10 protein-coding genes are annotated in these 13382 nt (G+C 68.4%); 7 read left to right on the top strand and 3 right to left on the bottom strand.

Going from position 1 to position 13382, the window contains the following annotated elements:
* Window positions 1-10 precede the first annotated feature (10 nt).
* A complete protein-coding gene (locus HB681_RS17545) occupies window positions 11-1231 on the bottom strand; it encodes an acyl-CoA dehydrogenase family protein (RefSeq protein ID WP_213956139.1) in 1221 nt (406 codons plus the stop codon).
* Window positions 1232-1380: 149 nt separating this feature from the next.
* Between HB681_RS17545 and HB681_RS17540 the strand changes: the two genes are divergently transcribed.
* From HB681_RS17540 to HB681_RS17510, 7 genes are all read left to right on the top strand, one after another.
* Complete coding sequence (locus HB681_RS17540) at window positions 1381-2094, top strand: TetR/AcrR family transcriptional regulator (protein WP_213956138.1); 714 nt, start codon at window positions 1381-1383, stop codon at window positions 2092-2094.
* A gap of 86 nt (window positions 2095-2180) precedes the next feature.
* Window positions 2181-3179, top strand: a complete 999-nt coding sequence (locus HB681_RS17535) for an LLM class flavin-dependent oxidoreductase (RefSeq protein ID WP_213956137.1) — start codon at window positions 2181-2183, stop codon at window positions 3177-3179.
* A 114-nt stretch (window positions 3180-3293) separates the two neighbouring features.
* Entirely contained in the window at window positions 3294-4775 is a 1482-nt protein-coding gene (locus tag HB681_RS17530) for an efflux transporter outer membrane subunit (RefSeq protein WP_213956136.1), read from the top strand.
* Window positions 4776-4798: 23 nt separating this feature from the next.
* On the top strand, window positions 4799-6052 hold the full coding sequence (locus tag HB681_RS17525; RefSeq protein WP_213956135.1) for an efflux RND transporter periplasmic adaptor subunit: 1254 nt from the start codon (window positions 4799-4801) through the stop codon (window positions 6050-6052).
* A complete protein-coding gene (locus HB681_RS17520; protein ID WP_213956134.1) occupies window positions 6049-9219 on the top strand; it encodes an efflux RND transporter permease subunit in 3171 nt (1056 codons plus the stop codon). Before HB681_RS17525 ends, HB681_RS17520 begins: the two co-directional genes overlap by 4 nt.
* A 19-nt stretch (window positions 9220-9238) precedes the next feature.
* Window positions 9239-9928 carry a heavy metal response regulator transcription factor gene (locus HB681_RS17515; protein ID WP_213956133.1) on the top strand — a complete coding sequence of 230 codons (690 nt, stop codon included), beginning with the start codon at window positions 9239-9241 and terminating at the stop codon, window positions 9926-9928.
* 18 nt (window positions 9929-9946) lie between these two features.
* Window positions 9947-11380 carry a heavy metal sensor histidine kinase gene (locus HB681_RS17510; RefSeq protein WP_213956132.1) on the top strand — a complete coding sequence of 478 codons (1434 nt, stop codon included), beginning with the start codon at window positions 9947-9949 and terminating at the stop codon, window positions 11378-11380.
* A gap of 297 nt (window positions 11381-11677) precedes the next feature.
* Here the strand turns inward: HB681_RS17510 and HB681_RS17505 are convergent, their stop codons facing one another.
* Window positions 11678-12289, bottom strand: a complete 612-nt coding sequence (locus HB681_RS17505; RefSeq protein ID WP_213956131.1) for a GNAT family N-acetyltransferase — start codon at window positions 12287-12289, stop codon at window positions 11678-11680.
* Complete coding sequence (locus tag HB681_RS17500) at window positions 12286-13377, bottom strand: alpha/beta fold hydrolase (protein ID WP_213956130.1); 1092 nt, start codon at window positions 13375-13377, stop codon at window positions 12286-12288. Before HB681_RS17500 ends, HB681_RS17505 begins: the two co-directional genes overlap by 4 nt.
* Window positions 13378-13382: the final 5 nt, after the last annotated feature.

Raw genomic sequence — 13382 nt, 5'->3', positions numbered from 1 at the left:
GCGTCGTGGGTCAGACCAGCGGCGTGACGGTGTTCTCGGCGTCGAGCAGCGCCTTGCCGTAGATCTCGTCGCCCACGGGCTGCAGCACGATGGCATGGCGCGCGGCGGTATTGGCATCGCGCCAGATGCGCTGCATCGGGCTGGCATCGGCAAAGCTGCCGGCGCCGTGCGCGGTCATCAGCATGTTGATCGCGTCGGTGGCGTACTGCGCGACATAGCCGGTGTCGGCACGCACGCGGGCACGCGTCTTGTAGTCGAGGTACTCGCCGCGCTGCGCCGCGGAATCGATGTCGTCCGCCGCACGGAAGGCATGCAGGTGCGCGGTGTCGATCTTCAGCGCGGCCTTGGCGATCTGCATCTGGAACGCGACCGAGTCCGACTGCTTCTTGAAAGAGGTGTAGGCAATCGCGCGCTGCGAGGCCTTCTCGATCACGTAGTTGAGCGCGGCCCGCGCCATGCCGAGTTGCGCGCCCACCAGCACCAGCGCAGCCACCGGGATGAACGCGGCCCGGTAGGCCGCCTCGTCCTTGAACGGCGTGGGGTAGTCGCCGTGCACCGCCGGCATCGTCGACAGCAGGCGATGTGTCGGCACGAACACATCGTTGGCCACCACGCAGTTGCTGCCGGTGCCCTTCATGCCGGCGGTGAACCAGGTGTTCTCGATGCTCAGTTCGCTCATCGGGATCACGGCCATGTACTGGTTCAGCGGCGCGCCGTTCTTGTCCAGTTCGAGCACGCCCAGCATGCCCCAGTCGGCGTGCATGCAGCCCGACGACCAGAACCACTTGCCCGAGACCTTCAGCCCGCCTTCGACGCGCTGCACCTGCGTCGATGGCGATAGCACGCCGGCCACGCGGGCGTTCGGGTTGGCGCCGAAGATCTCGTCCTGCGCCTGCTGGCCGTACAGGCTCGCGAACCAGTTGCACACGTTGGTCAATGCCAGCACCCAGGCCGACGAGCCGCAGGCCTCGGCCACGGCGGCCGTCACTTCGAGGTGCGTGCGGATCGAGCCTTCGAAGCCGTCGTAGCGCCTGGGCACCATCGTGCGAAACAGGCCGGCCTCGGCCATGGCCTGGATGTTCTCCTCGACGACGCGGCGGTCGGTCTCGGTCTGCAGCGCGTTCTTCGAGAGCACGCCGTGCAGGCCGCGCGCACGCTCGACGAGCATGGCGCGCGCCTGGGCGTCGCTGAGGTGAATGGGCGTTGCGGCGGGGCGGGTGGCGGTCAGCATGGCGTGTGTCTCCTTGGGTTGATAGAAATGTCAGAATGACGAGTGAGTTCACTTTAGACAGCGACCTCCCCGCATTCCAGCGGGACATTCCCCACGTCAGAACACCGATCCATCAGACTGACGGATCGTCATTGCAAGAAGGAAGAGCCATGCGCGATGCAGCACAGGACAAGGCGCCGGCGCCGCCAGACCATCGCGTCGAGGTGGCCGCCCGCAAGCGCGCACAGATGCGCTCGCGCCTGCTCGAAGCCACCATGAAGGTCTTCGCCAGGACCGGCGACCGCGCGCCGGCGATAGAGGACGTGGTGCGCGAGGCAGGCGTGTCGCGCGGCACCTTCTACCTGCACTTCCTGTCGCTCGACGAGGCCTTGCAGGCGCTGGCCGCGGCATTGAGCGACCAGATGACGCGCGACGCCATGCCCTTCTACGATCTGTTGAAGGAGCCGTGGCAGCGCTTCGCGACCGGCTTCCGGGGCTTCCTGCAACGCGCCGTCGCCGACCCCGCATGGGCGCGGTTCGTCACGCGCTCCAGCTCCGAGGCGAACAAGCTGCTGGCACGCGACTACATGACGGCGGACCTGCAACTCGGGCGCCACCTCGGGCAGTTCTCGTTCACGGACCTCGACAGCGCCGTCGACTTCATGATGGGCGCGTCGGCCGCGGGCATCGCCGCGCTCGGCCATGGCGTTGCCGACCCGGATTCGTACATGGACGGCAGCGTGCGGATGGCGCTGGCCGCGCTGGGCTGCTCGAGCCGGCATTGCGAGCGCGGCGTGAAGTTCTCGCGCGACTACCTCGAGGGCTGGGCGAGCAAGGCGCGAGGCGACGGCCACACCCTGCTCGCGCGCGCGCCGGTCGCCTGAAATGGGATGCGCCGTCGGGTGCCTGGCAGTCTCCGCAATATCCCTGCACCCTCCCGGCTTGCCCCATTCGGGCCAAGATCGCGCCCATGGCTCCCCTCTCCATCCTCGACCTCTCCCCCATCTGCGAAGGCGGCGACGCCTCGCACTCCTTCCGCAACTCGCTCGCGCTCGCGCAGCATGGCGAAAAGCTCGGCTACCGCCGCTACTGGCTGGCCGAGCACCATGGCATGCCCGGCATTGCCAGCGCGGCCACCGCCGTGCTGCTGGCCTACGTCGGCGCGGGCACCTCGACGATCCGCATCGGCGCCGGCGGCGTGATGCTGCCGAACCATTCGCCGCTGGTGATCGCCGAGCAGTTCGGCACGCTCGAATCGCTCTACCCCGGCCGCATCGACCTGGGCCTTGGCCGCGCGCCGGGCTCCGACCAGCGCACCGCGCAGGCGCTGCGGCGCAACCTCGACTCCGACTCGGACCAGTTCCCGCAGGACGTGGTCGAGCTCATGGACTTCATGTCGAAGGCGCCGCGCCAGGCCGTGCGCGCCGTGCCGGGCATGGGACTCGAAGTGCCGGTGTGGATCCTCGGCTCCAGCACCTTCGGCGCGCAACTGGCTGCCCACCTGGGCCTGCCCTACGCCTTCGCCTCGCACTTCGCGCCGCAGCAGATGATGCAGGCCATCGAGATCTACCGGAAGACCTTCAAGCCCTCGGCGCAGCTGCAGAAGCCGCATGTGATGCTCGGGTTCAACGTGTTCGTGGCCGACACCGACGCGCAGGCGCGCTTCCATGCGACGTCCTGGCAGCAGGCCTTCGTGAACCTGCGCAGCGGCCGGCCGGGCCGGCTGCCGGCGCCGGTGGAGGGCTACTACGAACGCGCGGGGCCGGCCGAGCGGGCGCTGCTCGACTCGGTGCTGTCATGCTCGGCGGTGGGCTCGCCCGACACCGTGCGCGAACAGGTCAACGCCTTCATCGCGCGCACCGGCGCCGACGAATTGATGATCACCTCGCAGGTGTTCGACCACCAGGCGCGGCTGCATTCCTACGGCTTGCTCGCGGAGGTGCGCGAAGGCGCCGTGTCGAAGGTCTAAGCCGGGAAGCCGCGCGCCCGCCTCGCATGGCTCGCCGCGCCAGCGCTCCCCACCTGACAGATTTGTCATGTAGCTGTCAGGCTGGCGTTCGTGCCGGCTTCCTAGAGTGGGCCGATGTTTCGAATACTGTGTCTGGCCCTGGCAGCCGCTTCACTGGCGGGCTGTGCCGTCGGCCCTGACTACCAGCGCCCCGCGCTGACCGGGGGCGTCACCGCCCCGACCTTCAAGGAAATCGGCGACAACGCAAAGGGCGGCGGCCAATGGAAGGCGGCCACGCCGGGCAGCGTCGATGCCACCCAGCCGTGGTGGACCGCCTACGGCGACACCCGGCTCAACGCGCTCGTCGAGCAGGCCGATACGGCCAACCAGGACATCCGGCTGGCCGAGGCCCGCTATCGGCAGGCCCAGGCGCTGGTGCAAGGCGCCGAGTCCGCCTGGTATCCCACCGTGGGCGCGAGCGGCGGCGCGGGCCGTGCGCGGGCGAAGAATGCGCAAGGCATCTCCACGGTCGGCGACTCGCATGCGTGGTCAGTGCAGGCGAGCTGGGAGCCGGACCTCTGGGGCCGCGTCCGCCGCGCCGTCGAAGGCGCGAGCGACACGGCGCAGGCGAGCGAGGCCGACCTTGCCGCGGCCCGCCTCGCGGTGCAGGCCTCGATGGCCACCGACTACATCGCGCTGCGCGTCGCCGACGCGCAGCAGGCGCTCTATGGGCGCACGGTCGAGGCCTTCAAGAAGTCGGCGCAGATCACGCAGAGCCAGTACCGCGCCGGCATCGTCACGCGCGCCGACGTGGAGCTGGCCAACACCACCTTGCAGGCCGCCCAGGCGCAGGCGATCGACATCGAGATCGCGCGCCGCCAACTCGAGCACGCGATCGCGGTGCTGCTCGGCAAGACGCCTTCCGAGTTCTCGCTGCCGCCCGATGCGCTCGCGCTCACGCTGCCGCAAACGCCCGTCGGCGTGCCCTCGGAACTGCTCGAAAGACGGCCCGACATCGCTGGCGCCGAGCGCCGCGCCGCCTCGGCCAACGCCGGCATCGGCTATGCGCAGGCGGCGTACTACCCGAACCTCACGCTGTCGGCCGCGGCCGGCTTCGCGGGCGTCGGGCTTGGCAACTGGCTGAATGCACCGGACAAGGTCTGGTCGCTCGGTGCCGCGTTGGCGGGCACGCTGTTCGACGGTGGCTTGCGCAGCGCGCAAGTGGCGCAGGCGCGTGCCACCTTCGACGCCTCGGCCGCGCAATACCGCCAGACCGTGCTGGCCGGCTTCCAGGACGTCGAGGACAACCTGGCCGCGCTCGACCTGCTGGCACAGGAGCGGACCGTGCAGGACGCCGCCGTGCAGTCGGCGCGCGTGGCGGAGCGCGTGTCGCTGGCGCAATATCGCGCCGGCACTGCCACCTACCTCGCGGTGATCACCGCGCAGACGCTGGCCCTCAACAACGAGCGCACCGCGCTGCAGTTGCAGGGTCGCCAGTACGCCGCCAGCGTCGCGCTGGTCAAGGCCGTCGGCGGCGGCTGGGACGCCAGCCAGATCCAGGCCGGCACCGCGGCCAGCCCCACAACTTCCGGCCCCGTGGCATCCGCCGCCAGGTGACCAAACGACTGCAAATGAACGCCATGGATTCGACCACCCCTCCCAACCTTCCTCCCCACCGACGCAAGACCTGGCCGACCGTGCTGGCGGTGCTCGTCGTCGTCGCGCTGCTGCTCTTCTTCGGCCGCAAGCTGTTCACGCACGAGGCACCCAAGGCCGCGGCTGCGCCGTCGGTGCCCGTGACCACGACGAAGGTCGCGACCGAGACCGTGCCTGTCACCCGCAGCAACGTCGGCACGGTGATGACCGTGGCGACCGTCACAGTGCGCTCGCGCGTCGATGGACAGCTCGACCGCGTCGACTTCAAGGAAGGCCAGGACGTGAAGGCCGGCCAGGTGCTGGCGCGCATCGACCCGCGCACCTACCAGGCGCAGCTCGAGCAGGCGCAGGCGCAGAAGGCCAAGGACCAGGCCACGCTGGCCAACGCACAGGCCGACCTCAAGCGCTACGGCGACCTCATCAAGGAAGACGCGACCAGCCAGCAGACGCTCGACACGCAGAAGGCGCTGGTCAACCAGCTGCAGGCCGCGCTCAAGAGCGACGATGCGCAGGTCCACTTCGCTCAGGTGCAGCTCGACTTCACGACCATCACCGCGCCCATCAGCGGCCGCATCGGCGCACGCCTGGTCGACCCCGGCAACATCGTGCACGCGACCGATGCCAACGGCCTGCTGGTCATCAACCAGATCGACCCGATCGCCGTGCAGTTCACGCTGCCCGAGAGCAGCTTCCAGGCCGTGAACAAGGCGCTGCGCGGCACGCAGGAGCCGCTGCAGGTGCAGGCCAGCGACCGCGACACGCACGAGACGCTGGCGGCCGGCAAGCTGGTGCTGCTGAACAACCAGATCGACGTCGCCACCGGCACCATTGCGCTGAAGGCGCAGTTCCCGAACGGCGAGCACAAGCTGTGGCCCGGCCAGTCGGTCGATGCGCGCGTGGTGCTTGGCCAGCGCGCCGATGCGCTCACCGTGCCTGCCGCCGTCGTGCAGCGCGGCCCCGACGGCTTCTTCGCCTATGTGGTCGGCGACGACGACAAGGTGCGCGTGCAGCCGATCGGCGTGGCCGACACGGTCAACGGCAAGGCCACCATCGACAAGGGCCTGAACGCCGGTGAGCGCGTGGTGGTTGACGGCCAGTACAAGCTCACGCCGGGTGCGCGCATCACGGAATCGAACAAGGGCAGCGCGGCGCCCGGGACGGCGCCGGCCGAAGCATCGTCCGCATCGCCCGCATCGCCGTCCAGCGGCGCGGCCACCGTCGCGGGAGCAAAGCCATGAGCATTTCCGCCGGTTTCATCAAGCGGCCCATCGGCACCTCTCTGCTGGCGCTCGCGATCCTGCTGATCGGCCTCGTCTCCTGGCCACTGCTGCCGGTCGCGCCGCTGCCGCAGGTCGACTTCCCGACCATCCAGGTCACGGGAAGGCTGCCGGGTGCGAGCCCGGAGACCATGGCCTCCAACGTCGCGCAGCCGCTGGAGCGCCAGTTCTCGCTGATCGCGGGCCTGAGCCAGATGACGTCGAACAGTTCGCTCGGCCTCACGCAGATCACGCTGCAGTTCGACCTCGACCGCAACATCGACGCCGCGGCGCTCGACGTGCAGACGGCCATCAACGCGGCGGGCGGGCAGTTGCCCAACAACCTGCCGAGCCCGCCGAGCTACCGCAAGATCAACCCGGCCGATTCGGCGGTGCTCATCCTCGGCGTGCAGTCGAAGGTGCTGCCGCTGATCCAGGTCAACGACTACGCCGACAACGTGCTCGCGCAGCAGATCTCGCGCATCGCGGGCGTGGGCCTGGTCAACATCTTCGGCCAGCAGAAGCCCGCCGTGCGCGTGCAGATCGACCCGGCCAAGATCAAGGCCATCGGCATGAGCCTGGAAGACGTGCGCGGCGTGATCGCGCAGACCACGGTGAGCCAGCCCACCGGCACGCTCGACGGCGAGACCCAGGCGCTCAACGTCTACACCAACGACCAGCTCCTGAAGGCGGCGCCCTGGAACGACATGGTGCTGGCCTGGCGCAACGGCGCGCCCGTGCGCGTGCGCGACGTCGGCGTGGCCGTCGACGGCCCCGAGAACGCCAAGGTGGCCGCATGGGGCTACGCCGGCGCGGCAGCCGACAAGGACACCGACATCAACAACGGCCGCGCGATCCTGCTCGCCATCACCAAGCAGCCGGGCGCGAACGTGATCGAGACGGTCGACCGCATCCAGGCCGCGCTGCCCAGGCTGCGCGGCGCGATACCGCCGAGCATCACGGTCGACACGCTGATCGACCGCACGCAGACCATCCGCGCGTCGGTCAAGGACGTGGAGTTCACGCTGATCCTGTCGATCTCGCTGGTGGTGATGGTGATCTTCGTGTTCCTGCGCAACGTGACCGTCACGCTGATCCCGAGCGTCACCGTGCCGCTCGCGCTGCTGGGCACCGCCGCCGTGATGTACGTGGTCGGCTACAGCCTCGACAACCTCTCGCTGATGGCGCTGACCATCGCGGTCGGCTTCGTGGTGGACGACGCGATCGTGATGCTGGAGAACATCTACCGCCACATCGAGGACGGCATGGCGCCGATGGAGGCGGCGCTCCAGGGCGCGGGCGAGATTGGCTTCACCATCATCTCGATCTCGGTGTCGCTGGTGGCGGTGTTCATCCCGCTGCTGCTGATGGGCGGCATCGTCGGGCGGCTGTTCCGCGAGTTCGCGGTGACGGTGACGCTGACCATCGCGGTGTCGGTGATCATCTCGCTCACGCTCACGCCGATGATGTGCGCGAAGTTCCTCAAGCCGGTGGACCACAACCAGAAGCACGGGCGCATGTACCAGATGTTCGAGCGCTTCTTCGAGGGCATGCTCAACGGCTACAAGCGCGGCCTGCACGTGGTGCTGCGCCATCCGTTCATCACGCTGATGAGCTTCATCGCGACGGTGATGGCCACCGTGGCGCTGTTCATCGTGATTCCCAAGGGCTTCTTCCCGCAGCAGGACACCGGCTTCATCTTCGGCTCGGCCGACTCGGCGCAGGACTCGTCCTCCGAGATCATGCACGGGCGCATGCTGCAGATGGCCGACATCGTCCGCCAGGACCCGGACGTGTCGACCTTCGGGCTGCAGGCCGGCGCCAGCACCTTCAACTCGGGCAACTTCTTCATCGGCCTGCGGCCCAAGGACGAAGGCCGCACGGCCAATGCCGACGAGGTCATCGCGCGCCTGCGGCCCAAGCTCGCGGCGGTGCAGGGCGTCACGCTGTTCATGCAGGCGGGGCAGGACATCACGGTGGGCGGCCGGCAGTCGCGCACGCAGTACCAGTACACGCTGACCGACCCGAACCTGGCCGAGCTCAACGAGTGGTCGCCGAAGGTGCTCGACACCCTCAAGAAGCTGCCTGAGCTGACCGACGTCACCTCCGACCAGCAGAACCGCGCACCGACCGCGATGGTCACGGTCGATCGCCAGCGCGCGTCCAGCTTCGGCATCTCGCCCGCGATGGTCGATGCCACCATCTACGACGCCATCGGCCAGCGGCAGGTCGCGCAGTACTTCACCCAGCTCAACAGCTACAACGTGGTGCTCGAAGTCACGCCCGAACTGCAGCGCGACCCGTCGCTGTTCAGCCGCCTCTACCTGACCTCGCCGATCAACGGCCAGCAGATCCCGCTGTCGACCTTCGTCAGCGTGGACACCAGCAAGACGGGCTACCTCGCCATCGCGCACCAGGGCCAGTTCCCCGCGGTGACGCTGTCGTTCAACCTGAAGCCCGGCACCTCGCTGGGCCAGGCGGTGGACTCGATCAACAAGGCGCAGGCGAGGATGGGCGTGCCCGCCACCTTGAGCGGCACCTTCCAGGGCACGGCGCAGGCCTTCGGGGACTCGTTGCGCACGCAGCCCTACCTGATCGCGGCGGCGCTGATCTCGGTCTACATCGTGCTGGGCCTGCTCTACGAGAGCTACATCCATCCATTGACCATTCTCTCGACGCTGCCCTCGGCCGGCGTGGGTGCTTTGCTGATTCTCATGGCCGGCGGGTACGATCTGAGCGTGATCGCGCTCATCGGCATCATCTTGCTGATCGGGATCGTCAAGAAGAACGGCATCATGATGGTTGACTTCGCACTGCACGCCGAACGCGACAAGGGCATGTCGCCGCAGGACGCGATCTACGAGGCCTGCGTGCTGCGCTTCCGCCCGATCATGATGACCACCATGTGCGCCCTGCTGAGCGGCCTGCCGCTGATGCTGGGCCATGGCGCCGGCTCCGAATTGCGCCGGCCGCTGGGCTATGCGATGGTGGGCGGCCTGATCCTCTCGCAGATGCTGACGCTCTTCACCACGCCGATCATCTACCTCTACCTCGACCGCGCGCACCACTGGTACGTGCGCCGCAAGGATGCGCGCCGGCAGCGCCAGGGCCTTCCGCCGCTGGCGGCCGCGGGCGCCGGCATCGAATGACAACCGCGGGCAGCATCCGATGAAAGTCCTGATCGTCGAGGACGAGCGCAAGACGGCCGAGTACCTGCACCAGGGCCTGACCGAGCAGGGCTGCACGGTCGACCTGGCCTTCGACGGCATCGACGGGCAGCACATGGCGCTGCACTACGACTTCGACGTGATCGTGCTCGACGTGATGCTGCCGGGGCTCGACGGCTTCTCGATCCTCAAGTCGCTGCGCAGCGTGAAGAACACGCCGGTGATCATGCTCACCGCGCGCGACGGCGTGGCCGACCGCGTGCGCGGCCTGCAGGACGGCGCGGACGACTACCTGGTCAAGCCCTTCTCCTTCATCGAGCTGCTCGCGCGGCTGCAGGCCTTGACGCGGCGGGGGCGCAGCCATGAATCGACGCTGCTGCGGGTGAGCGACCTGCACATCGACCTGATCGGCCGCAAGGCGATGCGACAGGGCCAGCGCATCGACCTCACGGCCAAGGAATTCGCGCTGCTGGCGGTGCTGGCACGCCGCCAGGGCGAGATCCTCTCGAAGACGGTGATTGCCGAACTCGTCTGGGACATGAACTTCGACAGCAACACCAACGTGGTCGAGGTCGCGATCAAGCGCCTGCGCACCAAGATCGACGCGCCCTTCGAGCGCAGCCTGCTGCACACCATCCGCGGCATGGGCTACGTCCTGGAAGACCGGGGCGACGTCGTCACCACGGACTAGGCCCCAGCGAGACCGGCCATGAGGAAGTCCATCGCCGTGCGTCTCGCGCTGATGTTCGCGGCGGCCGCGCTGCTGGCCTTCGCGATGATCGGCGGCGCGCTGCACCATGTGCTGTCCAACGAACTGGTGCGGCACCAGCAGGAGCAGATCAGCGCTCGTCTCGAGGACATGGTCTACATGCTGCAGCACGGTCGTTCCGCCGACCTCGGCGAGCGCATCCAGGAAAAGCTCGACACGCTCGACGCTGCCGATTCGCACACGCACTCGTGGATGTGGAGCGAGAACCCGTCCTACCGCTTCGGTGGCGACCTGCCGGTGATCGCGCCCGACCAGCAGGGCGACGTGGTGATGGAAGTGGGTTCGCCGCCCCAGCGCATGCGCTTGCGCACGCTGTCGCTGGTGGCCAGCGACAGGCGGCCGGCGGTGCGCTTCGTGGTCGGCGTCGACTCCGAACCGTTCCGCGTGACGTTGCGCAAGTTCCGCACCGCGGTGCTGATGCTCACGCTGCTGGGCACGGCGCTGTCGGCCGCGCTCGGCTACTGGATCGCGCGCATCGGCCTCGCGCCGGTGCAGCGCCTGTCGGCGGATGCGCAACGCATCGGGCCGGACAACCGCGAGCAGCGCCTGCAGTTGCCCGCGCTGCCGGGTGAGCTGGCCGACCTGGGCGCCTCCTTCAACGCCGCGCTCGACCGGCTCGATGCGGCCTATCGCCAACTCGCGACCTTCAGCGACGACGTGGCGCATGAGTTGCGCACGCCGCTGGCCAACATGATCGGCCAGACGCAGGTCGCGCTGGCTCGTGCCCGCACGGCGGACGCCTTGCGCGAGGTGCTGCAGTCCGACCTGGAGGAACTGGAGCGGCTGCGCGCCATCGTCGCCGACATGCTCTTCCTCGCGCGCGCCGAGCAGGGCGTGCGGGCGCGCGACCTGGTCGCGTCGTCGATTGCGCAAGAGGTCGGCAAGACGGTGGAATTTCTCGACCTGCTGCTCGACGAGGCCGGCATGACGGTGCACGTGGAGGGCGATGCGGTCGCGCCGATCCAGACCTCGCTGTTCCGCCGCGCGCTCACCAACCTGCTGCAGAACGCGATCCAGCATTCGCGGCCCGGCGCGCGCGTGGACGTGCACATCGCGCAGGGCGAGCGGTCTGCGGAGGTCAGCTTCACCAACCCGAGCGAGACGATTGCGCCGGACTCGTTGCTGCGCCTGTTCGACCGCTTCTACCGCGTCGACACCTCGCGCCGCAACAGCGGCGAGAACCATGGGTTGGGCCTGTCGATCGTAAAGGCGGTGGCGGTGATGCACAACGGCCAGGTGTTCGCGCACTCGGAGGACGGCACGACGACCGTGGGCTTCAGCGTCTCGACCGCCATCGACGACCGTGTGCACAGCCAGCTTGGTGAACTGCCGGCGGAGCGGGGCAAGACTTCGCCCGTGGCCGCACAGGCATGAGCGCCGCCCGGCTGCTCCGAAGGCGCTCGCACCAAAGCGCGCAGCGCGGAGGTTACCCAATGAGTGCCGCCCGGCCGCCGGAAGCCGCTCGCACCACGGCCCGATCTGGCATAACTTTGCGGCATGCCCGCATCGATCCTCGCTGAGCTCGCCCACGGCCTGCGCCATCGCCTTCGCCTTGCTGCCGGTCCTCGAAGGGCACGCGTGCAGCGTCCATCCGCGAAAGCATCGAGGGACGCCGCAGCAAGGAGCGCCGCGGTCAACAGAACGTGCCTCACCATTCCGCCGAAAGCATCCCTACTCCCCCAACCCCATCACCGCCATCCGCCCCTGCACCGCCGCCACGTCGTGGCTCAGCACCACGATGTCGTGCTTGCGGCCGCTGCGGTCGCGCACGTGGCCGGCGAGCAGGGCTTCGGGGCGGAAGCCCATGCTTTCGAACAGGGCGATGGCGCCGCGCTGATCGGTCGTCATCTGGGCCATGAGCTTGTCGAGGCCCGAGGCCAGCGCCTGCGTGAAGGCCTCCTGGATGAGCTGCCGCCCCAGCCCGAGACCGCGCGCCTCGGCGCCGACCACCGCGCGCAACTCGCCCACGTGTGGCGACCACGAATGGTCGTCGTGCATCAGCGCGGTACAGCCGATCACCCTGCCGTTCGCGCGCGCCAGCAGGCTCGGCATGCGCCGCAGTTCGACGGACTCGCGGATCCAGGCCTTCACCACGCGCGGCTGGCCGATGTCGCGCGACATGAACAGCAGGTCGTGCTCCGGCAGCGATTGCGCGAACGCCAGCAACTCGGCCTCGTCGCCGGCACGCAGCAGGTCGATCTGCACCTCGGTGCCATTGCAGTCCACGCTGCGCGGGTAGGTGTGCGCCGTATCTTCCTTCTTTGTGGCAGTCGCCTGCTTCATATCGATCGTCCTCCGAGCCATTGGTCCAGCTTTGGCCACATGCGCTTGACGGCGTTCGGTCCCGCCACCAGGCTCACGTGTCCCCCCTTCAGAATCACTTCTTCCTTGTCGGTCGAGCCGACCTTCTCCATCAGTGGATGCGCGGCGTCGTAGGGCACGATGTGGTCGTGCTCCGCCACGATCGACAGCAGCGGCAGCTTGATGTTGCCGAGGTCCACCGTCTTGCCGCCGATCTTCAGCGTGCCGTTGAACAGCGCGTTGTCCCACATCAGCGTCTTGATGGTCTGCTTGAAGTACGCACCCGCCAGCGGCAGGGTCTCCGCGCCCCAGCGATCCATCATGCGGTACTGCTTGACGTAGGCGTCGTTCCAGAGGTTGTCCCACAGGCGGATGTTGCCGGTGAGGCGGCCGGTGGGCCGCAGTGCGTCGAAGCCGCTGGTGATGATCGGCGCCGGCACGATGCCGAAGGCGTCAGCCATCTTGTCGACCTTGAAGTGCCGCCTGTTCGACCAGGCCTGGAACTCGGTCATCTTGCTGAAGTCGATCGGCGTGGTGAAGCACACCAGGTTCTTCACCGGGCCATCCGCATGCGTGGCCGCGTACATGGTCGCCAGCACGCCGCCCATGCAGTAGCCGATCATGTTGACGTCCTGCACGCCGGAGTCTTCCTGCACCCGGCGCACGCACTCGGGAATGAAGCGCTGCGTGTAGTCCTCGAAGCGCAGGCCGGCCTCGTCGGGGCGCGGCGGGTTCCAGTCCATCACGTAGACGTCGTAGCCGGCCTTGAGCAGGAACTCCACCAGGCTCTGCCCCGGCGCCAGGTCGAAGATGTAGGCCTTGTTGGTCGTGGCCATCACCAGCAGCAAGGGGATCCGGTAGATCTCGTCGGCCATCGGCCGGTAGTGGTAGAGGCTGAGCGTGCCGCGGCTGTAGATCACATCTTTGGGCGTGGGGCCGACCTCCGCCGGCTCGGCGGCCAGGTATTCCACGCCCTTGATGCTGCGCTTGACGGCCCGGTCGATCTCATCGCGCACGCGCGAGACCCAGGAGGGGTCCGGCGCGGCTTCCGCCCTGGGGCTGCTTGACATGGCGG

Origin of the sequence: Variovorax sp. dw_954, assembly GCF_018449755.1 — a bacterium.
Taxonomy (GTDB): Bacteria; Pseudomonadota; Gammaproteobacteria; order Burkholderiales; family Burkholderiaceae_C; genus Variovorax.
The sequence above is the reverse complement of the archived record's forward strand: the minus strand, read 5'-3'. Positions and strand labels throughout refer to the sequence as shown.

What these genes read in the sequence shown, in the direction of transcription:
- HB681_RS17545 (WP_213956139.1), bottom strand. Translation starts at nt 1,231, where the DNA reads ATGCTGACCGCCACCCGCCCCGCCGCAACGCCCATTCACCTCAGCGAC.
- HB681_RS17540 (WP_213956138.1), top strand. Translation starts at nt 1,381, where the DNA reads ATGCGCGATGCAGCACAGGACAAGGCGCCGGCGCCGCCAGACCATCGC.
- HB681_RS17535 (WP_213956137.1), top strand. Translation starts at nt 2,181, where the DNA reads ATGGCTCCCCTCTCCATCCTCGACCTCTCCCCCATCTGCGAAGGCGGC.
- HB681_RS17530 (WP_213956136.1), top strand. Translation starts at nt 3,294, where the DNA reads ATGTTTCGAATACTGTGTCTGGCCCTGGCAGCCGCTTCACTGGCGGGC.
- HB681_RS17525 (WP_213956135.1), top strand. Translation starts at nt 4,799, where the DNA reads ATGGATTCGACCACCCCTCCCAACCTTCCTCCCCACCGACGCAAGACC.
- HB681_RS17520 (WP_213956134.1), top strand. Translation starts at nt 6,049, where the DNA reads ATGAGCATTTCCGCCGGTTTCATCAAGCGGCCCATCGGCACCTCTCTG.
- HB681_RS17515 (WP_213956133.1), top strand. Translation starts at nt 9,239, where the DNA reads ATGAAAGTCCTGATCGTCGAGGACGAGCGCAAGACGGCCGAGTACCTG.
- HB681_RS17510 (WP_213956132.1), top strand. Translation starts at nt 9,947, where the DNA reads ATGAGGAAGTCCATCGCCGTGCGTCTCGCGCTGATGTTCGCGGCGGCC.
- HB681_RS17505 (WP_213956131.1), bottom strand. Translation starts at nt 12,289, where the DNA reads ATGAAGCAGGCGACTGCCACAAAGAAGGAAGATACGGCGCACACCTAC.
- HB681_RS17500 (WP_213956130.1), bottom strand. Translation starts at nt 13,377, where the DNA reads ATGTCAAGCAGCCCCAGGGCGGAAGCCGCGCCGGACCCCTCCTGGGTC.